The organism is ANME-2 cluster archaeon (genome assembly GCA_014237145.1).
GTDB lineage: Archaea > Halobacteriota > Methanosarcinia > Methanosarcinales > Methanocomedenaceae > Methanocomedens_A.
The window spans coordinates 41,480-64,651 of record JAAXOC010000096.1; the positions used below are offsets into that span (position 1 = coordinate 41,480).

At 44.6% G+C, this 23,172-nt stretch carries 26 protein-coding genes; 10 read left to right on the plus strand and 16 right to left on the minus strand.

Annotated elements, in window-relative coordinates; all coding sequences use genetic code 11:
* Nucleotides 1–42 precede the first annotated feature (42 nt).
* From HF974_12905 to HF974_12940, 8 genes are all read right to left on the minus strand, one after another.
* The gene (locus HF974_12905) at nt 43–897 is read right to left on the minus strand and encodes a hypothetical protein (protein ID MBC2699202.1); all 855 of its coding nucleotides are present in this window, start codon (nt 895–897) and stop codon (nt 43–45) included.
* Nucleotides 872–1,954, minus strand: a complete 1,083-nt coding sequence (locus tag HF974_12910; GenBank protein MBC2699203.1) for a hypothetical protein — start codon at nt 1,952–1,954, stop codon at nt 872–874. Before HF974_12910 ends, HF974_12905 begins: the two co-directional genes overlap by 26 nt.
* Nucleotides 1,955–2,047: 93 nt before the next feature.
* On the minus strand, nt 2,048–2,488 hold the full coding sequence (locus HF974_12915) for a hypothetical protein (GenBank protein ID MBC2699204.1): 441 nt from the start codon (nt 2,486–2,488) through the stop codon (nt 2,048–2,050).
* 299 nt (nt 2,489–2,787) lie between these two features.
* Nucleotides 2,788–3,678, minus strand: a complete 891-nt coding sequence (locus tag HF974_12920) for a radical SAM protein (protein MBC2699205.1) — start codon at nt 3,676–3,678, stop codon at nt 2,788–2,790.
* Between the two features lie 38 nt (nt 3,679–3,716).
* Nucleotides 3,717–5,159, minus strand: a complete 1,443-nt coding sequence (gene gatB / locus HF974_12925) for an Asp-tRNA(Asn)/Glu-tRNA(Gln) amidotransferase subunit GatB (protein ID MBC2699206.1) — start codon at nt 5,157–5,159, stop codon at nt 3,717–3,719.
* Nucleotides 5,160–6,575 (minus strand): Asp-tRNA(Asn)/Glu-tRNA(Gln) amidotransferase subunit GatA, encoded by a 1,416-nt coding sequence (gene gatA, locus HF974_12930; GenBank protein MBC2699207.1) that lies wholly within the window; start codon nt 6,573–6,575, stop codon nt 5,160–5,162.
* A gap of 9 nt (nt 6,576–6,584) precedes the next feature.
* Nucleotides 6,585–6,866, minus strand: coding sequence for an Asp-tRNA(Asn)/Glu-tRNA(Gln) amidotransferase subunit GatC (gene gatC / locus HF974_12935; protein ID MBC2699208.1), 282 nt, complete (start codon nt 6,864–6,866; stop codon nt 6,585–6,587).
* A complete protein-coding gene (locus HF974_12940) occupies nt 6,863–7,798 on the minus strand; it encodes an asparagine synthase (GenBank protein MBC2699209.1) in 936 nt (311 codons plus the stop codon). The genes gatC and HF974_12940 overlap by 4 nt, the downstream gene beginning before the upstream one ends.
* 134 nt (nt 7,799–7,932) lie before the next feature.
* On the opposite strand from HF974_12940, the gene HF974_12945 reads away from it, so the two are divergent.
* Both HF974_12945 and HF974_12950 read left to right on the plus strand, forming a co-directional pair.
* Nucleotides 7,933–8,985: a U32 family peptidase gene (locus HF974_12945; GenBank protein MBC2699210.1), complete on the plus strand. Its 1,053-nt coding sequence runs from the start codon at nt 7,933–7,935 to the stop codon at nt 8,983–8,985.
* Nucleotides 8,985–9,371 (plus strand): DUF5402 family protein, encoded by a 387-nt coding sequence (locus HF974_12950; GenBank protein ID MBC2699211.1) that lies wholly within the window; start codon nt 8,985–8,987, stop codon nt 9,369–9,371. Before HF974_12945 ends, HF974_12950 begins: the two co-directional genes overlap by 1 nt.
* Before the next feature lie 297 nt (nt 9,372–9,668).
* Here the strand turns inward: HF974_12950 and HF974_12955 are convergent, their stop codons facing one another.
* Complete coding sequence (locus tag HF974_12955; protein MBC2699212.1) at nt 9,669–10,580, minus strand: hypothetical protein; 912 nt, start codon at nt 10,578–10,580, stop codon at nt 9,669–9,671.
* A gap of 148 nt (nt 10,581–10,728) precedes the next feature.
* Here HF974_12955 and HF974_12960 point away from each other — a divergent pair, with 148 nt between their 5' ends.
* The gene (locus HF974_12960) at nt 10,729–12,234 is read left to right on the plus strand and encodes a hypothetical protein (protein ID MBC2699213.1); all 1,506 of its coding nucleotides are present in this window, start codon (nt 10,729–10,731) and stop codon (nt 12,232–12,234) included.
* Nucleotides 12,235–12,293: 59 nt separating this feature from the next.
* Here the strand turns inward: HF974_12960 and HF974_12965 are convergent, their stop codons facing one another.
* A complete protein-coding gene (locus HF974_12965; protein MBC2699214.1) occupies nt 12,294–12,806 on the minus strand; it encodes a hypothetical protein in 513 nt (170 codons plus the stop codon).
* A gap of 91 nt (nt 12,807–12,897) precedes the next feature.
* On the opposite strand from HF974_12965, the gene carB reads away from it, so the two are divergent.
* Complete coding sequence (gene carB, locus HF974_12970; GenBank protein MBC2699215.1) at nt 12,898–16,098, plus strand: carbamoyl-phosphate synthase large subunit; 3,201 nt, start codon at nt 12,898–12,900, stop codon at nt 16,096–16,098.
* Between the two features lie 180 nt (nt 16,099–16,278).
* Nucleotides 16,279–16,446, plus strand: a complete 168-nt coding sequence (locus HF974_12975) for a hypothetical protein (protein MBC2699216.1) — start codon at nt 16,279–16,281, stop codon at nt 16,444–16,446.
* A gap of 278 nt (nt 16,447–16,724) precedes the next feature.
* Here the strand turns inward: HF974_12975 and HF974_12980 are convergent, their stop codons facing one another.
* Nucleotides 16,725–16,907: a hypothetical protein gene (locus tag HF974_12980; protein MBC2699217.1), complete on the minus strand. Its 183-nt coding sequence runs from the start codon at nt 16,905–16,907 to the stop codon at nt 16,725–16,727.
* Nucleotides 16,908–17,319: 412 nt separating this feature from the next.
* Between HF974_12980 and HF974_12985 the strand changes: the two genes are divergently transcribed.
* The 5 genes from HF974_12985 to HF974_13005 all read left to right on the plus strand — a co-directional run bounded on the left by HF974_12985 (nt 17,320) and on the right by HF974_13005 (nt 20,743).
* Entirely contained in the window at nt 17,320–17,643 is a 324-nt protein-coding gene (locus tag HF974_12985; GenBank protein MBC2699218.1) for a hypothetical protein, read from the plus strand.
* Between the two features lie 362 nt (nt 17,644–18,005).
* The gene (locus HF974_12990) at nt 18,006–18,242 is read left to right on the plus strand and encodes a 4Fe-4S binding protein (protein MBC2699219.1); all 237 of its coding nucleotides are present in this window, start codon (nt 18,006–18,008) and stop codon (nt 18,240–18,242) included.
* The gene (locus HF974_12995) at nt 18,229–19,359 is read left to right on the plus strand and encodes a 2-oxoacid:acceptor oxidoreductase subunit alpha (GenBank protein MBC2699220.1); all 1,131 of its coding nucleotides are present in this window, start codon (nt 18,229–18,231) and stop codon (nt 19,357–19,359) included. Before HF974_12990 ends, HF974_12995 begins: the two co-directional genes overlap by 14 nt.
* Nucleotides 19,356–20,189, plus strand: coding sequence for a 2-oxoacid:ferredoxin oxidoreductase subunit beta (locus tag HF974_13000; GenBank protein ID MBC2699221.1), 834 nt, complete (start codon nt 19,356–19,358; stop codon nt 20,187–20,189). The genes HF974_12995 and HF974_13000 overlap by 4 nt, the downstream gene beginning before the upstream one ends.
* A complete protein-coding gene (locus HF974_13005) occupies nt 20,186–20,743 on the plus strand; it encodes a 2-oxoacid:ferredoxin oxidoreductase subunit gamma (protein ID MBC2699222.1) in 558 nt (185 codons plus the stop codon). Before HF974_13000 ends, HF974_13005 begins: the two co-directional genes overlap by 4 nt.
* Before the next feature lie 165 nt (nt 20,744–20,908).
* Here the strand turns inward: HF974_13005 and HF974_13010 are convergent, their stop codons facing one another.
* The 5 genes from HF974_13010 to HF974_13030 are packed head-to-tail and all read right to left on the minus strand — an operon-like array spanning nt 20,909 to nt 23,153.
* The gene (locus HF974_13010) at nt 20,909–21,676 is read right to left on the minus strand and encodes a proteasome assembly chaperone family protein (protein MBC2699223.1); all 768 of its coding nucleotides are present in this window, start codon (nt 21,674–21,676) and stop codon (nt 20,909–20,911) included.
* 6 nt (nt 21,677–21,682) lie between these two features.
* Nucleotides 21,683–21,850: an RNA-protein complex protein Nop10 gene (locus tag HF974_13015; protein ID MBC2699224.1), complete on the minus strand. Its 168-nt coding sequence runs from the start codon at nt 21,848–21,850 to the stop codon at nt 21,683–21,685.
* Nucleotides 21,851–21,859: 9 nt separating this feature from the next.
* The gene (locus HF974_13020; protein MBC2699225.1) at nt 21,860–22,657 is read right to left on the minus strand and encodes a translation initiation factor IF-2 subunit alpha; all 798 of its coding nucleotides are present in this window, start codon (nt 22,655–22,657) and stop codon (nt 21,860–21,862) included.
* A gap of 29 nt (nt 22,658–22,686) precedes the next feature.
* Nucleotides 22,687–22,866, minus strand: a complete 180-nt coding sequence (locus HF974_13025; GenBank protein ID MBC2699226.1) for a 30S ribosomal protein S27e — start codon at nt 22,864–22,866, stop codon at nt 22,687–22,689.
* 8 nt (nt 22,867–22,874) lie between these two features.
* Entirely contained in the window at nt 22,875–23,153 is a 279-nt protein-coding gene (locus tag HF974_13030) for a 50S ribosomal protein L44e (protein MBC2699227.1), read from the minus strand.
* Nucleotides 23,154–23,172: the final 19 nt, after the last annotated feature.

Consider the following 23,172-nt stretch of genomic DNA (forward strand, 5'->3'; position numbering starts at 1 on the left):
ACATTTTTATCAGTTCTTGGTTGGGATAAATGAGGTAAAGATTCAGATAAAATCAAATAATTCTTTTTGGTCAAGTTCATGGATAAAACGATTGCAATCATCACTGAATTTTTTACGGCTTTTCCAATGGTCAGTAATGGAAATACTCCACACATCTTCACTATTTTTCAGATAATTACTTAATTGTTTTCTTTTACATTGACGAAGGATTGCTCTTACTTTTTCAACCAGTGTATTTTGTACATTCTTATCCAGATTATCCCAAATATCATCCATAACTTCTTCCGTCAAATTCCTAACCTTAAATTTATTTCTTCCAGTTATTGAACGTGACATCAGTGTAGTGAAAATAAACGGAGCAATTCTTTTAACTGGACTGCTATCTGTGAATTTTAGTATCAAAGGAGCTTTAGATTTAATTTCAACCGATTCTGAAAATAAATCATTTAATTTAGGGTCTTTGAACGACCGCCCGTGGATTTGTTCAACAGTTTTATCCAAAATTACTTGTGGGTAATCTATCCCCTTCCTAGTCAATTTCTCTTTTAAATGTATTAGATTATCTCGTCCAAATATACCAACATCCAATTCTAAATTTTCTGAAGGAATATCTATACCTTTCTCAATTAAGTGACGCACTTGGATTGAGTCATACCTGCTTAAATTACTCCCAATTTTAAACTTTCCACCTTTGCATTCTGCGAATAATCCCATATTCTCAGACATGAAAAGAATATCTGGATTAATAGAGTCAGGAACACCAATTATTGGTTCGATTCTTGAAAGTTTATACCCTGCTTTAAAAAGATGGTTTGGATATGATTCGAAATTGTAAGCAAGTCCTAATACTGCATTTATAATATCAAGATGATCAAAAGACTGATCCGTGTTCGTCAAAAATCATCACTCCTGGATCTAAATAATGTTGAATATTTGTATATAATCTAAAGACCATATTTCCACAAGCATTTTCTGGCAAATATAACCGACCATATTTTTGCATCAAATCCATGCTAAATTTATCACCTGTATGAACGTCCACTCCAGCAATTCTTAAGAAATCATCAGTCTGATCATGGATAACACCCCATAATTTGAAGGGGTGCGTCGAATTGATAATTTTTTCGGAGAGATGGTGGATATCATAATTTTTAGTGAATTTTATTTCAAATGGGCTTCCACTCACAACTTGACCACATGCTGATTTTGTTAAAGACATCCTGTTATTTTCAATCTCTTTCATTTTGGTACTATAATCATCTATGATTTTGTCAACAAAACGAATATGTTCTTCGATATCGGTTCCTTTATTCACCGTGATTTTACCATCGAAAAAAACCTCATCTAAAAATTTTACTTTGTGATTATCTATATTAAGCACTCTAGTAGAAGTTTTTGTTAAAGGATAATTGTTCTCTTGTAATAACTTAAAAAGATTTTTTGATGGTTTTGTTCCTCTTGACCACAATCTCATGGTCAGTTGGGAAATATCATCTTCCCCTAATTCATCTTCGTTGAATATTTCTTGTTTGAATTTTATTGAGAAACCAACATTGACTAACGTACTTTCAATGTTATCTAGCATTTGATGAGGCATCCATAAACTATCAAGTAAAAGCAGGTTTGTGAATTTATCCATGAATTTATCAATCGTTTCACTGTTCTCCATATTGTACAATTTCCAGAATCTATCAAAAAACGTGTCTATATATAAGACAAATCTTTGGCTGTTGTTGCGCACAATTAGGCCAAATAAGAATTTATCGTCAGTTGGTTTTATCTCTATATGATATCCATCGAATGTTAGGGGTATTTTGTCAATGTTGCAGTTTGATTCAATAATATTAGTTTTTACATTATACTCTGAACATTCTTCATGTTCTTCCAATGATCGGAGATTTGCGTCAATGGTCCTTTCCATTTGCTTATGAAGTTCACCCCTGGATTTTATCATCTTCTTGACCACCTATTAAACTAAAATAACATTTGAAAGATGAATATGCTTTATGTTTAAGATTTTATGTGTCATGAGCTCTCTCTTCTTTCATCATGCATATTGTACATAACATATATGTTTCACTTCTCGTTCATAATTCTTATCCCAAATCTTCACATTATTAGGGAAATTAAAATTCTCCCCCGTATTGAACGGCGGGTCGATATAAATCAGATCAATCTGCCCCCCATACCCCTGCGCAAGCAGCGCCTGCATCACCAGCAGATTATCGCCCCATATCAGCCGGTTTGGTTGGCTGGAAATCTCATCCTCACCAAAATCAAAGAAACTTATCAGGTTGCCGGTCGCCTTCTTCGGATACACTTCCTCTGCAGTCTGGAACTCAAGGTCTTTGGGCAAGGGTTCACGGCGCGGCTTAGATGCCCAGATAAGGCGGGCAGTATCTTTCTGGCACTTTTTCTCACTGCGGAATTGTAGCCGTTCTTCCTGGACTGTGAATTCCGGGTCAGGTTCGGTATATTCGGATGACATTTTTATCAGACCTTATTTGAAAGTAATAAAAATATGCGGATAATAAATTTTCTATATTGTTTATTACCAAGAAACTTAAACCATAATTATGGTTTAATCATTAAATAAACTTACTGAGTTTCCGCAGTAAACAACCAGACGATTTAACCGAATCTTTGCGGTGAATTATTGTTAAAGACTATCCTCATGCTGTTGTGTTTCAAACTTTACATTTCAATTTTTAAAACCGCAAAGTTCGCAAAGAGCGCAAAGAAAAATTTAACCTAATAAGTGAAAAAATGTGAAACTGCCCTGACATCTCACCCATGGAAATACTCACCCTGCGCCCGCTTCTGCACAGGCGACCCACAAGGCTCAGCCCCAGGCACACCTACAGCATCAGCCCGGCACTGCTGGCACAGCCTGAACTGCGGCAGGTACTTCCCGGCCACATCGCGTACCTGCTTCAGGTCATCACAGGTCGGAGGCTCAGAGTTCTCGAAATCATATAAAGGTATCAGCGGGATAATGTTCATAATATAAGCCCCGTACTCAGCAGCCTTTTTAGCAATATCTTCGATCTCATCCATATTAATATCAGGCAGCAGCACCGTATTGATCTTGACCACAAACCCTGCCTCGACAGCAGCCTTGACACCTTCCCACTGTTTCTCAAGCAAAAGTTCGGCAGCTTCCAGGCCCTTGTAGGTCTTATCGTGGTACCTCACCCATTTGTATATCTTAGCAGCAGTCTCGGGATTGACAGCGTTCACAGTCACTGTCACACTATTAAGACCCACAGCCTTCAACTCATCGATCTTCTCGCTGAGCAGCAGCCCGTTGGATGCAATACACTTGATAAGGTCAGGATGTTTCTCATTCACCATGCGCAGGGTCTCAAAGGTAGCATCATTGGCCAGGGACTCGGCAGGGCCTGCAATACCAACCACCTTCAGGTTATCCATCTCCTTTACATACTTATCCACCTGCTCCAGCGCCTCCTTGGGCGTCATGATACTACTGCTTACTCCAGGCCTGTGCTCGCATTTATCAATGGAGCGGACACAGTATCCGCACTGGATATTGCATTTGGGTGCCACAGGCAGGTGGATGCGTGCGGTCTTGAAGTGCATCTTCTCATTGTAACAGGGATGTACGCTTGTTAAGTGTGAATATTTGGAGCCTATATTGCCCCAGCGTTCTTCTTTCATATTTTCAGCCTCGTCGGTTTTTATTGAAATGATTTACCTTAAACCCTCTGGATTATCATCTTGCGCACTTCTTTGGCATCGGCACGGCCTTTGGTCTTCTTCATTACCTGACCCATCAGGAAATTAACAGCTTCCTGCTTGCCATTCTGGTAATCAGCCACTGCGCCTGGATTCTCGGATATGACCTCTTCCACCGCCGCAGTCACAAGATCGCCACCAGCCTTCAGCAGTCCCTTTGCAGCCACGACCTCATCAGGAGTGCCGCCCTCATCCAGTATCGTACGGATAACCTCCACACCACTTTGCTCTGTGATCTTATCCCCGGCCAGCAGTTTCACCATTTGCACCATATTTGCGCTGGCAAATGCATCTATGCCAAGGTCCCTGTAATTGAGTTCACCCTTTAGTACATCAGCAATCCACACGGCAGCCAGTTTCGAGTCAACCTCAGCCGCCACTTGCTCATAGAAATCTGCCACCTTCTTCTCAGAGGTCAGGCTCTTTGCATGGTCATCAGTAATATCATATTGGGACACAAACCTCTCCCGCCTGGCATCAGGCAGTTCAGGCAGGGTCTTAGCAATCCCGGGCGCCCAGTCAGCCACCCTCAACGACACCAGGTCAGCCTCAGGGAAATAGCGATAATCATGCGCCTCCTCCTTGGTCCTCAGGCTAACAGTTACACCCCTGGCCTCATCAAAGTGCCTGGTCTCCTGCACCACCTTACCGCCCCGGCGCAGCAGGTTCTTCTGCCGCACTATCTCGAACAGCAGCGCCCGCTCCGCACCCTTGTGGCTGCTGATATTCTTCACCTCTGACCTGCTGCCGCCGGACAGTGAGATATTGGCATCCACCCTCATAGAGCCTTCAAGTGTGGTATCTACCACATCCAGGTATTCCAGGATATTGCGCAGCTTATCCAAAAACCGGCGCGCCTCTTTCGGGCTCCTTATGTCGGGCTCGGTCACAATCTCAAGCAGTGCCACACCACTGCGGTTATAATCGATAAGTGTGTACTTTGAGCGCTCGATACTGCCGCCCTCATGCACCAGCCGGCCCGGGTCCTCTTCCATATGAGCCCGGTTGATGCGGACACGGACCTCGCCATCCTCTCCCTCGATATTTATGTAGCCGCTTGAGGCAATCGGGTAATCGTACTGTGTTATCTGGAACCCCTTTGGCAGGTCAGGATAGTAGTAGTTCTTCCTGTAGAACTGGGTATGCTCCTCAATGGAACAGTTCAGTGCCAGCCCCACCTTGATGGAATATTCCACAGACTTACGGTTTATTACAGGCAGCGACCCTGGCAGTCCCAGGCATACGGGACAGGTATGTGTGTTGGGCCCGTCGTCGTGGTAGTCAAGTGGGCAGCCGCAGAATATCTTGGTATTGAGCTTGTTCAACTGCACATGTATCTCAAGTCCTATCATCACACCGACCTCGTCCAGGTATGGACGCAATTTCAGACTTTCCTCCCGCATCTATACCACCTCCGGTGCTTTTGTGTGAAGCTCAGTGTTCTGCTCAAAAGTATAGGCGGTCCTGATTATGGTCTCCTCATCAAAATGCTTCCCCATTATCTGCAACCCGATCGGCAGCCCGTTTGAGAAACCACACGGCAATGAGATTGACGGCACGCCTGAGAGGTTCACAGGCACAGTGTTCACGTCTGCCATATAAAGGGTTAAGGGGTCGCTGATCTTCTCGCCCAGTTTAAATGCGGGTGTGGGCATAGTAGGTGCGATAAGTACATCCGTACTTTTCAGCGCCCGCTCGAAGTCCTGCTTGATAAGTGTTCTGACCTTTAGGGCCTTCAGATAATACTTGTCCATATACCCTGCCGACAGCGCATATGTACCCAGGAGTATGCGCCGTTTCACTTCCTCGCCAAACCCTAGTGCCCGTATCTCGCTGTATGTAGTATGCCAATCGTGGTCCTTTTCCAGGCGCAGCCCATAGCGCATACCGTCGAACCGGGCCAGGTTTGAAGATGCCTCGCTCATGGCAATGACATAATAAGCAGCCAGTGCATACTTTGTGTGCGGCATCTCCACTTCCTGCCACGATGCTCCCAGGTCTTCCAGCCTGTGCACGCCGTCCCAGACCGACTTTTCCACAGCCTGGTCTATACCCTCGCCAAAGTATTCCTTTGGTACGCCAATGGTAAGTCCCTTCACATCGTCAACCAGAGCTTTTGTATACTCCTTCTCACCAGGTACGGAAGTGGAATCCCGCGGGTCATGTCCGGCTATCACATTGAACAGCAGTGTCATATCTGCCACATTAGAAGCAATGGGTCCTATCTGTTCCAGGCTGTTGGCATATGAGATCAAGCCGTACCTGGATATCACACCATAAGTGGGTTTTAGCCCCACCACGCCACAAAATGATGCCGGACACCTGACAGACCCGCCCGTATCAGAACCAAGGGCCAGCGGCACTTCACCTGCTGCTACAGTGGCCGCACTGGCGCCTGATGAGCCGCCAGGCACCGTTTCTGTGTTCCAGGGATTAAGTGTAGGCCCGTAATGACTGGTCTCTGTGGATGTCCCCATGGCGAATTCGTCCATATTCACCTTGCCAACGATAACAGCCCCCGCCTCTTTCAGGCGCTCAATTACATGGGCATCATAGGGGGGTATATAGCCACCCAGGATCCTGGATGCGCATGTGGTCTGAATACCTTTGGTTGAAATATTATCCTTGATGGCAATTGGTACGCCTGCCAGCGGTCCGGTATGTCCCTCCGCCTTCTTGGCCGCCTCAAGGGCAGACTCCTTTGCCACGGTGATGAATGTATTGAACTTACTGGTCTCGATCCTGTCAATGCACTGGCTTACAACTTCTTCTGCTGACGAATCCTGTATTGTTGCCAGGGTTTGTGATACTGTGATCATTACATTACCTCAGAGTATCCTTGGGGCCTTGAAGTAGCCGTCCTGTGTTTTGGGTGCATTGCCGATGGCCTCGTCCTGGGTGAGGCAATCAGTTACCTTGTCATCCCTGAAAACATTGTTCATTTCCAGTACATGGTACGTGGGCTCAACGTCCCTGGTATCCACCTCATCCAGCTGCCCGAAATAATCAAGTACGGAGTTCAACTGGTCCGCATATCCCTCAAGCTGCTCCTCTTCCATTTTCAACCTGGCAAGCCAGCCAATATGTTCCACGTCCTTGGTTGTTATCATGATGTTACATCCAGTTTAATCCTGTTTTTCCCTGCAACCGAATAAAGATATTTTCTTATATAGCCTTTGTCTTGCTTTTTGAACCCTGCCTGTCTGGCAAGTCTGCCAAGGCCTGCCCATACCCCGCTGCCATACTGCATGGCCTTTTTGTCCCGCCATGCAATCTCGGCCGGTACTACACTTTCTGCAGCCCTGCGCAGGATGTATTTGCCGACCAGTTCGCCATCAAACTCCCTGACCTTTAATACAGCCGGAATGGAAAGGGCCAGCTCAACCACATCAGGGTCAAGAAATGGGGCTGCCAGTTTTATTCCCGCTGCCTCTGCCACGGTATTATCCCGCAGGATATCCCTCCGGGGCAGTCGTGCCACATCTGCGACAATGGCTTCATGCAGGGAAGCTGTGCTCTTTTTAATAATCTCCTTATACCTGTGATACCCTCCGAACAGTTCGTCAGCCCCCTGCCCGGTCAACAGCATGTTGATATTTCTACTCTTTGCCTCTGTGCTTGCAATGTACAGTGGCACACCCAGTGAGATAGCCATGGGATCTGCAGTCTCCAGGGCTTCGATAACACAGGGAATTGTCGATTCAAGATCATCAAGGTCAATTATCTTAAGAATGAGACTGTTCTTTAGACCCAATAATTGTGCAGCAGTGGATGCCCATTTCACATCATTTGACCCTGAAAAGCCAACTGTAATAAGTGTTATATCAGGTACATGCCTGACAGCCAGTGCTGTTATCAGTGAACTATCCACTCCTCCTGAAAATAATACAGCACAATCAGGTGCAAGATATTTTTTTACACTCTTCGACAAAGTTGTAATGATCATCTCCGGCACTACAGTCTCGTCGTTGGTATCGTCATTGGTATCGTCATTGGTATCGTCATTGGTATCGTCTTTGGTAATGTCTGACCTTGTGTGCATTGGAACCTCCTATGTCATGAGTAATTAAAATATGTTTTTGCAGGATATGATCTGAGCATTTTGAACTTTGAATCAATCTATGACCCGACAAAAACCTTTATCACACACACCCCACATAAATCCTCTGACCAACCATGAACAAAAAACTCTATGTTCCCCACCCCGGACACTTCGACGGCCTTAAGCAAATGCTGGAAAGCTCAGATGATATCTATTCCATCTATATGGCAGGTTCGCCCGACTACATAGGCACGGGCAGGGTCAACCTGGGCCATGCCGGACTGGAAGAAGTCGCCAGGCATACCGAATACTGCCACAGTAAAGATGTAAAGATCGAGATGGTTCTGAACAGTTCATGCATGGGCGGCCAGCAGCTTACTACAGAAGGATATAACCTCATACACTGGTACATCGCAAACCTTGAGAACATAGGTGTGGATACCGTAGTAGTAGCAGATCCGTACCTGATAGAGATGATCGCCAGCGAGTTCAACATCCCTGTGGTGGTCAGCGTACTGGCATTTGTTGACAGCCCACAGAAGGCTGAATTCTTCGAGCAACTGGGAGCCTCGTCCATTGTGGTGGACTCCAACGTGAACCGTCATTTCGATGTGCTTGAAGCCATCAGGGATGCAGTGGACTGTGAACTAAAACTCCTTGTGAACGAAGGCTGCCTGTACCGGTGCCCGTTTAGGTATGCCCATTTCAACTTCTTCTCCCATGTCAACGGCCCGCCACCCCGACCTAATGTGCAGGACGACTATTATTACCACAAATGCCTGACCCTGCGCATCAATGACCCATCGCTGATCCTGAAATCACCTTTCATCAGACCAGAGGATCTAAAGGAATATGCCCACATCACAGATGTATTCAAGATAGGCGGACGCTCGCATTTCATTAACTGGATACTGAACTGTGTCAACGCTTATGCCGCTGAGAGCTACGACGGAAACCTGATGGACCTGATGGACTGCCCCAAAGACCTGGTAGATCTGTTCAATATCCCGAATAAAGCACTGGACGGGGTCATCGAGCAATGGAAAAAGCACAGCACGGTCTGCCATACATGCGGGTACTGCCAGCGCAAGATATCAGAGATTGCGCAAGTGTATGACCATAAAGGCACTTCTGATGAGAAACTGGTACAGTGGAACACTATAACAAAAAAAGGAATTGAGACCTGATGAAACCGGAAGAACTTTTAAAGACACGTGCCGACCTGGAGGACGGCATAAAGCGGCTAATTGGCCGCGCAGTAATGGTGATCGAACTTGACATTTTTGCCCTGCCGTGCGGTTGTTTTGGATATACTGCTAATTTGAGGGGATTCCAGGTGGACGACCTTGAAGTATTCGAAGAACATATCCTGAAACTGCTGGAAAGTACATCTGAAGCCGTAGGTTCTCCTTCAAATTTTATATTTGCCAGGATAATCCCAGGCACGCAGGAAATTGCTTCTGTGAATGTGCGCAACCTGTGCCCGCGCTGCTATTCTGATTTTGCATCAACATCAGGCAAACGGCCGAGACCGGATATTTTTATTCTGCGCATGAACAAGCGTAAGAAGTAACATTCGAAAACCTAATATAATATAAGTATTATTCATTATAGATTAGCCATTGGTGATTATAATGGATGAGCTTATGGAATACAAATGTGTGGAATGCTTACGCTACGATCCTGCTGAGGATATGTGTGAAATCCATTACTGGATCGACCCCTATGAAAGTGTATGCGGGTTATTCATTTTGGCCCCGGATTGACCAAAATGAAAATGCATGCAGGTTATTCATACCAACCTCTGATTAATCTTGCGATCATCCCGAAATACGAATCCTGTGGATTGCTTTACTGATAAGTAGTTTTCCTATGAAAACATCGTATCTATCTGTTCCAGTTTATTATTCAGAATTGTATCAATAGTATCGCTAACGTCTTCGATACAAGTGAAATTGTCGTACTTCCTTTCCAGTCGCTTTTCCCAGTTATCCTTTACCAGGAATAGTACCTTGCCATATTCTTTCAACAACCCGAACCTATTTTGTTCAAATACTTTTGCCTGTCTGGCATTCCCGAAAATATCCATATATATTTGTTTGGAATTTTCTGCATCAATGGTTTTTCCAGGCAATTCATTAAGCACCTTACTATAATAATCCATAACCAAAGTGTTAACAGTGTCGAAGTCATTTATCAAATCCCAGATCTTTAAGACGATCTGTTCAGCTTCAATATTTCTCGGGGTTTCGTATTCTTCTTTCAGGACATTTGCCCCTGACTGATTCTTTTTCAGATAGAAATGAGGTGTTTTCCATTCGGTCTGGAAATCAGCAGCAAACCGTGCAAGCCGTTCAAAGTAAAAATCCATTTCAAAGATATTATCAGGTACAGTGCACATCTTTTCATTTAATAGACTTGATGGTTTCACATCAAATTCATAATCTATATATGATTTTAATGGGATTTTACCATCCATGTCTTGCAACTTGTTATAGTTTGCAAGCCATACTTCCCAGAACTTTTTTGAAGCGGCAGCATTTTCTTGTATGAATATGAAACTTTTCTCCTTTTCAGTCACAAATCCTTTTGGGATTAGCAAATTGTCAATGAGGTCATCGAAAAATGCTGCCTCATGCTCTAATTTTTTCTTTTTTAGTTCCTGACGCTCTTTTTCAGCTTCTTTTCGCCTTGGATTGCCATTCAGGTAACCAGGGGCATTAGCCGAACTTCCATCTATTACAGCCTCTGCAATCTCTGATGCGGTTTTTTCACTATTCATATCACTTTCACCTATCTGGAATTTATCACTAATAATAATACATTAAGATAAATTAATCTAATGTCATTATAAAAAACCCGAGTGAACATTGATGTTTACATTCGTAGCATTAATAAAGAAGAAGCTCATATAAGTTATTCTGGTAGAAATGGAACGACGCAATATTACACTTGAAAAAAAGCATCTGGATATTCTATCTTCACTCCTTGAAAAGAACGAGGGGAACATAAGTGCAAGCATCAGGGAGATTATCGAGTTCGCGGACATGATGATCAAAAGCCATGGCAGCCTTGAGAACGCCATAGATGATGCAGTATCAAGTGAAAAGATAGAGAACCAGCGGGTTTTAGTTGACAAACTTATCTGGCAGTGGTTACTTGGTAACAGCCAGGGCATTCTTCCGGAAAAAGGCGTTGTTAAGGGGCTTTTTGAGCCAGTACCTTACCCATATATTGATAATCTCGTGGAGCAGGTCAATGAGTTGTGTATCAGGATGGGATGGAGGACTAAAACAAGGTTCGAGCCATCTTCAACATATATCCTTTCAGGTGGGAGCGAGGGGCAGCGAGCGCTCATCTTGAAATTGATCTGCCTGTTCATAGCAGATTATAATATCGGTATTGAACATATTTCCAACCGGTATTCTGAGACCAGCATCAGGTTCATTGAAAGAAACAACGCAAGTGAGGCTTACAGGGACTGTCTGGTACATCTTGGTGACCTGGGCACAACCATCCAAGAGATCCGAACAAAACAAGAATTCTGGAAAACCCTTGTCGGCACTCACATTAATACTAACTACCAGATGGTAACGATCCACAGGAAGAATTACGAGAAGATGATGTCCGGCCAGGCGACTGATGATACTGACCTGTTCTTGATCTATACTGGACTGCCCAGGCGGGACATTAACCTGCAGGCACTCCTGCCAATGATAAAATCCGTATTTGAAACCTCACGGATTGTTGACAGGATCGATATTGACCAGGACCAGCTCACGATATTCCATTCATACTCAAATAAGGAGGTCATCGAATCCATAACCGAAACACTGGTGAACATACTGAAGATGAATGGTTATCATTATGAACCTGTTGAAGTCTCAAGTTTAATAGTCCTGCAGCATAAGCGGGAGATTGAAGGAAGAATTTCTGAACTGGTAGACAGCCTTATGAGTTCAAGAGGCGGTTTTAGCAATGAACTGATGGCCTTTTTAATTTTCCTTGACGGAATAAAGGATAAAAAGGAGATATATACTACAGTTGAAAAACTGGGAATACGAATGGGTGAACAGATAATTAAGGAATATGAAAGGGAATTTAATATTAGTGACTGGAATCTGGAGACGTTTAAAACGGCATTCTCTGATATTGATTTAAAACTTGGCCGTGAATCAGACCTGGAACTGATCGACCCTAATGTGATGCATTATGTAGTCACCAAATGTCAGTTCGTACACCCTCATGGAAAATTCAATATTCACCTATGTAATATTACTCATGGTTTACTAAAAGGTGCCACTGACTACGTATTCAAGGGCGATGCAGTGATAAAATCCAAAAGGACAATCGGGAGAGGAGATGATCTTTGTGAGTTCTACATTGTACTCCAGACAAAATTAACTATGCCTTCCAGCAGATCGTATGACCTGTAAAATATAATTGTAATCATAATTAGAATTATAACTCTAGAGGCTGTAAAACGATACCTACCCTATTTGATCACATCAACCAGGGCCACCCTCTCCAGCACCAGTTCAGGTATCTTGCTCTCACCTACAGCATCCAGTTCATCGTAAGTTATATTGAAAAATTCCAGTAAGCCGTCCTGCTTGGCCTTTGAATATTTAAGTACTGCAGGGTCAACGGTATCCAGCACTTCATTTACTGCACTAATAGCATCATCCACACCGTTGTAACCTGCCACTACCACAGCTACACGGTTATCCCCTGTTTTTACACCCATGCCCAGTGCCCGGCCAATCTGCAGGTTACCCGAAGCATACAGCATTATCTCCATTCCAAGGTTATTTGCAGTATTCCTGCCCGATCCAAATGACCTTATGGCCTTCCCTACAGCGAACATCAAGTGCCTGCTACCTGATACCAACTCAGCGTTCAATGCCTGCACCGTTACATTTTGAGTGCTTTCGATGTCTGAGAGTTGTTTGAGAAATCTACCCAGGTCTGTAATATTGACCAACCCGCCTATTATCTGGATATTCATTGTGTAGATACTAACCTTTGAAATAAAAAGAATATCGGTGTAATACAAAAGAGTATTAAGCCATAATGTCCCTTCTGGAGAAGGTGAAGATATGCCCAAAAGAGAGGACATCCACAAAGTACTAATTATTGGGTCCGGCCCGATCGTTATCGGCCAGGCCGCTGAATTTGACTATTCTGGCACACAGGCCTGTAAAGCACTGCGCCAGCTTGGTTATGAGATCGTGCTCGTCAATTCTAACCCTGCCACTATCATGACCGATCCCGGCATGGCTGATATTACTTATATCGAGCCGCTGAACATTGAAACCCTGGAGAAGATCATAGACAAGGAGCGCCCTGATGCCCTGCTACCTAACCTGGGCGGGCAGAAAGGGCTGAACCTGTCCTTTGAACTTCATGAAGAAGGCATCCTTGAAAAATATGGCGTAGAGATCATAGGGGTACAAGCCGACGCCATCAGGCGTGGCGAGGACCGCACCATTTTCAAGGAGACCATGGACAGTGTTGGTGTGGAGACTGCTCGCAGTGAGACTACCTTCAGCATAGAAGGAGCTGAAAAGATAGCGAAAGATATCGGCTATCCTGTGGTCATCCGGCCTGCTTACACCATGGGCGGGACAGGTGGGGGGTTCGCCTATAACGTGGATGAACTGCGCACCATTGGTGCCAGGGGTATATCGGCCAGCCTCATCGGGCAGATACTTGTGGAAGAATCTGTACTGGGCTGGGAGGAACTTGAACTTGAAGTAGTAAGGGATGCAAAAGGTAACAAAATAACTGTCTGTTTTATTGAGAACATCGATGCCATGGGCGTGCATACAGGCGACAGCTTCTGCTCTGCACCCATGCTCACCATCGATGAAGCACTACAGGAGCGGCTGCAGGACTATTCGTACCGCATTGTGGATGCAATCGGAGTGACAGGCGGCACCAATGTCCAGTTCGCCCACGACCCCGAGACCGGCCGCATAGTCGTGATCGAGATCAATCCACGTACATCACGTTCATCTGCCCTGGCTTCCAAAGCCACAGGGTTCCCGATCGCACTGGTGTCTGCAAAACTGGCAGGCGGCTTGCTGCTGGAAGATATTCCATACTGGCGCGACGGCACACTGGACAGGTACACACCGTCCGGTGAATATGTGGTTATAAAGTTCGCACGCTGGGCCTTTGAGAAATTCCCTGGCTCCATTGACCAGCTTGGTACACAAATGCGTGCTGTTGGCGAGGCCATGAGCATCGGCAAGAATTACAAGGAAGCATTCCAGAAAGCCATCCGCTCCCTTGAGACCGGGCGCTACGGCCTGGGATTTGCCAAAAACTTCAACGACCTATCACTGGATGAGTTGCAAAAACTACTGGTAGAGCCTTCATCCGAACGTCAGTTCATCATTTACGAAGCACTTCGAAAATGGATGTCTGTGGATGAATTGTTCAGGATAACGCATATCAAGCACTGGTTCTTAGAGCAAATGAAGGAACTGGTGGAACTGGAAGAAATGGTCCTGAAGTACAAAGGCAGCAAGCTGCCGGATGACCTGCTTATCCATGCCAAGAAAGATGGTTTTTCTGATAAGTACCTGGGCCAGATACTGGGTGTACCTGAACAACAGATACGCGAGCAGCGCTTATCCCTTGGCCTGCAACAGTCATGGAACATAGTGCCTGTGAGTGGAGCAGAGGATGCAGCCTATTACTACTCTACCTACAATGCAGACGATGAGGTTCCAGTATCTGACAGGAAGAAGATCATGATTATCGGCGGCGGGCCCAACCGAATAGGACAGGGTATCGAGTTCGACTATACCTGTGTGCATGCCGCTTTCACACTGCGCGAACTTGGTTATGAGTCTATCATGGTCAACTGCAATCCTGAAACAGTGTCTACCGACTACGACACTTCGGATAAACTGTACTTTGAACCTGTTACCGTAGAAGATGTGCTGAGCATCTATGACAAGGAAAAACCAATCGGGGCAATCGTGCAGTTCGGCGGCCAGACACCATTGAACATTGCCGCAGAACTTGAAGTGGCAGGCGTGAACATCCTGGGAACGTCGGTCAAGAGCATTGACCTGGCAGAAGACCGAGAGCGGTTTGCAGACATTATCAGGAATCTAAAGATACCCATGCCGGAACCCGGTACTGCCAGATCACTAAAAGAAGCACTGGATGTTGCCGGGCGAATAGGCTATCCACTGATCGTTCGTCCCTCGTATGTGCTTGGCGGGCGGGGTATGGAGATCGTATATGACGATGAAATGCTTGAAAAATACGTTACCGGAGCTATTGAGATAACACCAGAAAAACCAATGCTTATAGACAAGTTCCTTGAGGATGCACTGGAATGTGAAGTGGATGCGATATCTGACGGTACTGATGTTTTTATCCCATCGATCATGGAACACATCGAACTTGCCGGAATCCACTCGGGTGATAGTGCATGTGTATTGCCTCCCGTAGGTATCCCAGAGGAACAAATGGAGACCCTTAAAGAATACACGCGCCGTATTGCCATTAAATTGAAGGTTGTGGGACTTATGAATATCCAGTATGCCATCAAGGATGATATTGTTTATATCCTGGAAGCGAACCCGAGGGCTTCACGTACTGTGCCATTAGTGTCAAAGGTTACAGGCGTATCAATGGCACAAATTGCGACTCAGGTCATGCTTGGTGCAAAACTGTCAGATATGGACACCCACCTGCGTACTTACCCGCATTTCGGTGTCAAAGAGACTGTATTCCCGTTCAATATGTTCCCTGAGGTTGACCCCGTGCTCGGGCCTGAGATGCGCTCTACAGGTGAGGTGCTGGGCATGGCAGATTCATTTGAGACTGCTTTTTTCAAGTCCCAGGTTGCTGCCGGGTCTTCATTGCCTCTTGAAGGTACCGCACTTATCACAGTAGCGGCAGGCGACAGGCAGCGTGCGCTTCTTGTTGGCAGGGAACTGTTTTCAATGGGATTTACGATACTTGCCACGAAAGGCACAGCCGGTTTCTTTAAGGAAAACGGGATAGAATGTGAAGTTATCAAGAAAATGCATGAGGGGCGGCCAAATATTGTTGATGCAATGCATAACCAGGAAATACAGTTCGTACTGAACACCCCTATTGGTAAGGAGGGTGTTTACGAGGACAGCTATATCCGAAAATCTGCTATTAAGTACAATATTCCGTACCATACTACCACTGCTGCCGCCATGGCTGCTGCAAGGGGTATTAGAGCGGCACGGGAGAACCTGATCGATGTAAGGTCGGTACAGTCCTATCATCGTGATGTTGATTAAGGTCTGGCGGTTCTACAATGTTGGGCAATAGTACTAAAGTAAAAGGTTGAGCAATAGTACTATAAACCAGTAGATAGTAAAGAAGCGTTGTCAATTAATCTTTAAACCTCATAAGGATTCACATATTCTCATGAGCAGATTTCTGTATTAGTTGATTAAAACAACAATGGATGAAAATAAATGGAACGAAGAGGTTTCGAAAGAAAAGGCGGTTTTGGACCAAGGGAGATGCATAAAGCTACATGTGCCGATTGTGGTCAAGAAACCGAAGTGCCTTTTGTACCCGATCCTGATAGACCGGTGTACTGCAGAGAGTGCTATAAAAACCATAGACCGAAGAGATATTAATTCTGAAGTTTATAGTCATACACTATGTGTTTGTCCGGAGTATACCGGATAATTAACACGCTTTAAACAAAGTCAAAATATGTGCAGTTGAGTTAGGACTTCTATCTTTAACCTGCACGATTTTTTTTCAATTTATTCTTGAATCATTTTTAAATAAATCACATAATAAGAGTTGGCATTGGAAATTGATGGATATTAGCTGTATAACTTTGAAATGTACAGTAATATAAAACGAATTGAGGAATTCGGGAGTTATTCGGAGATACTGCGATAGAAAGTCAGTTACTTATCTCAGCAAGTTTAAGGCCGATCAATCCCACGCTTATCACATAAATAAGTAATATTACTACATTTCCATAGGCAGCATAAGCTGAAAATGTTGTATTGACAATAACAATTAAAATAATGAACACCGCTACAGCGCCAACTGAAGAAGTAATCTCAACATATGTCTTGTTCATGGATTCTGATAAGGTTGTAATAACTAATAAGTTTATCTTCATTGATTATGGGCATGTATAATTTTAAATTTGTTTGATTTGACTGGTCGCAATAAATTAAATGGCCGAAACTCATGTATTGATCGGGTCCTCATCTGATAATCCTCGAATTGACCCGGTAGCTGCAATAGGCACAAACGCGCCGCCGGGCGGGGGTGGTCGTGGCTGAGAGCCGGAGTTCCAAGGGTGTAGCAGGGAAGATGGTTGAATATATTTTTTCAAAAAAAGCCGCAGCATATTGAATCACAAAATAATTATGTCTCAAGGCCAGATATAGCGTAAATCTTATATATTTGTAATACGAATATGTAAAATCGTAATACTAAATATTACAAAAAATTGTATTAATGATACAAATGGAGAATGATGAATTATGTCCGAAGAAATGGAACTACCACCTCATGTAAGAACATGGGAACAGACAAACCCTAAAGCATTTGAACTATATCAGGAAGCATTCGACAAGAACCGGAAGGCCAACATACCAGTAATCGAGGAAACTATAGAACCAATAGCACAAAAAACCGTTGATAATATAAATTCCCATCCGGAAAATCTATGGAAGATATTCAAACAAGCGGCCCATGAGCTTCAAGACCCAACCGATACGAACCAGGTCATGGCACTGTATGACGCCGTATATGGAAAAATGGACTTATCGCAAAAGAAAAAACTGGCATACCATATGGCATATTAGAGGTCATATTATCGTCTGATAGCCAAATTACCTGGGATTTCAGGCCTATCATTCCATGTTAATTAACAATTGAGGCCCCTGGGGGAGTCGGGGCCTATTTCTATTCCAAACCGGAGTGGATTCATTTTTTTGTTGTACTGTAAAATAGGCAACTTAATCGTGTATTCCATTCATTCATTTTCTACATTAAGAAAATGCTCACTTCGTCCGCATTTTCTAAACCTGCAGGAAAGTGTATAATTCCTATACGTCCAAAATATTTCCCATTAAGATAGCTTACTCTTATCGAATATTATTTATATTTCCCAAACACTGACATATTGTTTAACTTCATATCCAAATAAAGATGGACGTTTACCAGGATGAAACAGAAAAATGACGACCCCATACATATCTTTTCCAGATGGTGCAAGAAATGTGGCATCTGCATAGCCATCTGTCCTAAAAATGTACTGGAAAGCGGCACTAACGGATATCCTTATGCAGCCAGGCCCAAGGATTGTATTATGTGCGGCCTGTGTGACATCCACTGTCCCGACTATGCAATTACAGTGCAAAATAATCCTAACGTAAAGGAGGCTGAACATGAAAAAATATAAGGATATAGTACTTCATGGTAATGAAGCCTGTGCATTGGGGGCACTGGCGGCGGGGATGAGGTTCTTTGCCGGATACCCCATCACACCCAGCACAGAGATCGCTGAGTTTCTCTCAGTCGAACTGCCAAAGATAGGGGGTACTTTCATACAAATGGAAGATGAGATATCCAGTATGGGTGCCATTATCGGTGCATCACTGGCCGGAGTCAAATCCATGACCGCCACCAGTGGCCCCGGATTCTCGCTAATGCAGGAAAACCTGGGTTTCGCATCAATGGCAGAGATACCCTGCGTATTAGTAAATGTAATGAGGGGCGGGCCAAGTACCGGAATGCCCACCAGGCCCAGCCAGGGCGATGTGATGCAGAGCCGCTGGGGTACCCACGGCCCCCATCCCATCATTGTATTATCACCCCAATCGGTACTGGAATGCTATACCCTCACAATCCATGCGTTTAACCTGGCTGAGAAATATCGCAGTCCAGTGATCATGCTCATGGATGGGTTAGTCGGTCATATGTGGGAAAATGTCCAGTTACCTGAAAAAATTGAGGTTATTGACAGACCTGAACCCTCTGTACCACCGGATTGGTATAATCCTTACGATGACCTGCCTGGTGGTGAGATAGTACCCCTGGTGCCATTCGGTGATGGATACAGATACCATGTGACTGGAATGGTACATGACAAATCAGGCTTTCCCACACTGGTTCATGAAGAAGTGGAACAGTGCCTGGACAAACTTATCTACAAGATCAAAAACAATTTGCATGATATTATCAGGATAGAGGAATATATGCTTGAAGATGCCGACATCTGTATCGTGGCACACGGAAGTGTGGCCCGCTCTGCCCGTGAGGCCGTAAATATTGCCAGGAGCGAGGGGCTAAAGGTCGGACTGCTCAGACCCATAACCCTGTGGCCATTCCCCAGGTTCCATCTGGAGAACATTAGTAAGAGGGTTAAGTTGTTCGTTGTGCCAGAGATGAACTACGGGCAGGTCTATGGTGAAGTGCTGAAATCCTGCCCAAAAAGAGCGGTGCGGGTCACCAGAGTAGATGGTGAACTGATAACCCCGGCCCAGATCATGGAAAAGATAGAGGGAACAGCATTATGATACATACTTCAGAGACCATGTACAAGTACCTGCGGCCTGATAAGACATTCCCCCATGTATGGTGCCCGGGCTGTGGTATAGGCATAGTCATGGGTGCACTTGTCAGGGCTATTGAAAGGACAGGGTTTACCAAGGACGAGATCGTGCTTGTCAGCGGTATAGGCTGTTCAGGCAGGATGAGCACTTACCTGGACTTTAATACTCTTCATACTACCCATGGCCGGGCACTATCATTTGCTACAGGCATCAAGCTGGCAAATCCAAAACTTAACATTATCGTGGTCATGGGGGATGGTGATGCCACTGCCATTGGCGGCAACCACCTGATACATTCCTGCCGCCGAAATATAGACCTGACCGCCCTTATTGTCAACAACAACATCTACGGCATGACCGGGGGTCAGTACTCCCCTACCACGCCCATGGAACACAAGGCCAGTACCGCCCAGTACGGCAGCATAGAAAAGCCATTCGACATCTGTAAACTGGTGGAAGCCTGTGGTGCATCCTTTGTAGCACGGTCAACTACATATCATGCCAAGATGCTGGATGCCCTGCTGTACAGGGCTATCGACAAGAAAGGTTTCAGTGTGGTAGAAGCTATGTCCCAGTGCCCGGTACAGTATGGAAGGCGCAATAAAAAAGGCAGTCCGGTGGACATGATGATGTGGTTTAAAAACAATTCCATCTCTAACCCGGCATTTAAGAAGATACCGTCCGGAGAGGTAGGCGAGCAGTTCCCTGTCGGTATTCTTGTAGATCTGGATGAACCTGATTACCTGGAAAGATACAGACAGATTGTTAAAAAGGCAGGTGATGACAGGCTATGACGCAACATAATTTATGCTTATCAGGTTCGGGTGGCCAGGGTCTTATCCTGGGTGGCGCGCTGCTGGCACATGCAGCAGTCAAGGACGGAAAGAACGTGACAATGACCAGTAGTTACGGCCCTGAAGCCAGGGGTGGTGCCAGCAAGTCAAACCTGATCATTAGTGACAAGCCCATCGATTATCCTATACCTGAAAAAATGGATATTATACTTGCTATGAACCAGGAATCATGTAATAAATTTGTTCCTGAATTGAAGGATGATGGTATTTTAATCGTGGATTCTACACTGGTCATGCACCACCCCCCTATCAAACATTATAGCATTCCCTTTACAAAACTGGCCACAAAGGCAGGTGTGGTTATTATCGCCAATGTGATCGCACTGGGAAGTATAATAGCTCTTACCGATATCGTAAGACCGGTATCGTTAAAGGAAGCACTGAAAGAGCGTATGAGGGCGGATTTGCTGCCCATTAATGAAAAGGCGTTGAAAATTGGACTTAGGGAAGGTACAAAATTGAAGAAAAACATTGATGAGTATTATACCTATTAAATGTAATATTATATATCTGTTAAATATAATATCATCTATTTAATAATATGAGATTATATATTAAATAATATGTAAGAGGGAGATACCAGGAAAATATCATTATCAAGTAAGTGAAAGAGCGGCCGTTTTTGGGGGGACGGCCTCCTAACCTTTTTACTTTTTCTGTTAACCGATATACCGCAGGTCTTCGTCTACACCAATCTCACGTGGTCCCTGCATCTGTTCCATTTCAAGGATCTTTGCCATTATACGCTCCATGTCCTTGGCTCTTTCCTCCAGGCTTTGGGTATCGACCTGCATATCCAGGATAGAACTAAGTACGCTTAGTACGGCCTGTGCACTTTTTGGGTCTACAAGATAACCTGAAGTAGTACCCATAAGACAAGCGGCATCAATACCCCTTATTTTACTCAAACCCAGAAGTAAGCCCGACACGCCTACTATTCCACCTGCAGGTTCGTTTTCCTTGAATTCCACACCATATCCTTTAAGTTCCTCGATCATGTCGGTATTGTTCACTGCACCCAGCACGGATTCGCTTTCAGTAAGCTGTCCTGTTCCATAGCCACCAAGGGTATAGATACGCTTAACGTTGTACTCTGTTGCTATGTTCAGGATGATACCAGAGATTTCATAATGTCCTTCATTTGTAACGCTCTGATGGTCTCCCACCACGATCAGCAGGTCATTATGGGTATCTGATTTGTGCGCATAGAATTCATTTTTTACAAGTTCAACTGAAAAATCATCTTTTACAATAACTTGTGGAGGAAAATGGGGAGAATATATCTCCACGATCTTCTCAGTTTCAAGTTCTTCCACCATCTGCTCGGCTACCAGTTTGCCCACATGGCCCACACCTGGCAGACCTTCGATCAGAATGGGGTCTTCCAGTTCGACTTCGTTTAAAATCTTTACAATTGTTTCTTTCATTTGCATTTAGCTCTCTTTTAACTGGCTTTTCATCAATCGCCTGTATCTACCGTACCTGTCTTCCAGTGAGAACCGGCCAGGTTTCGGGTTAATAGTTGTACCGCCGCAGGATGGGCACTTGTCTTTTAGAGTATAATTGGCGCATTCTGTACAGTATTTGATATGTTGACCCATAATAATCCTTCAGGCCTTGGCTTCATTATGCCTGTGGAATGAGCCTGTACCCTTGGCATTCTTTATAACCTTGATAGCTGCATCTGCCGATTGTTTAAGTACATTCTCGGCTTTTTTGTAATCAGGAGCTGTAACATGTATCCTGTATCTCGGGGCACCCATATAGGTGACATCAACTTTCACGTCTTCATCCACTTTGATCTTAGCAGCGGATTTAAGGGATTTGTTGATGGCATCCACGCCTTCGGGCGTCGGGCATGACAGGTCCATGTATCCTGTGATCTCCACATACGGTATTTTTATATTTTCAATTCCCACATTGCTGATGGCTTCGGCCTGTGCACTTTTCACCCCTGCATCTATCAATGCATCTGCCCCGTTCTGCATACCTTCTTCAAAAGCTGCATATACGCTGTCATAAATTTCATAGAGCTGGTCGATAAGTTCTTCCAGTTCTTCAGGACCGGTTTTGGTGACCTCAGCCACGTAATTTATCCAATTTTCGGCCTTTTGCTCATTCTTCCAATCCTGTATCTTTTCCCGCCGCTGGTGTTCATTAACATCCTTCAACGACAGGTCGATATGATGCTTCGTAGGTTCAACATTCAGGACCTTACAGACGATCTTTTGCCCCTCTCTCACGTGGTCCCTGATGTATTTGACCCAACCGGCAGCTACCTCGGATATATGGATCAGGCCTTCCTTTAGGCCATATTCGTCAAGTTCGGTGAATGCACCGAAGTCCTTGACCTGCTTTACTGTACAGACAACCAGTTCATCCTCTTCAGGCCAGCCTTTTCGTTCCATATTTATCTCCGGTATGAATTCTTATGTATCTATTCCAGTACTTCGATAATCTGTGTTTTGATTATTCCCTTTCCGCCTGTGGGTTCTGCAAGTGTGCGGCCGCATACCTGACAGACAATAATACTGCTGGCACTGCCGAAGATCACCTGCTCGTTCTCGCAATCATTGCACTTGACTTTAAGGAATCTGCTTTTTGGTTCTTGTAACATTTTTGCATTCACCCCGTAAGTTCGAACTTACCGGCTCTGAAACATTTCTTCTGGTATGCTTTCTTACATACGGTGCACCGGTACCTCAGTGCTACTTTCTTGGTCGGCTTGTCGCCGCCAGGCACCTTTGAGAACTTGCCTGTATTGCCTATTCCCTGATGTCTGTGTTTCTGTCTCGTAATTCTCGTCATTGACGATGCCTTACCTTTCTTGACCCTTTCTACTTTATGCTCTGTGTGGGTCTTGCAAAATGGGCAATGCGTCCTGAACTTTGTTGGCATCTTCATATTATTTTCATCCTTTGTG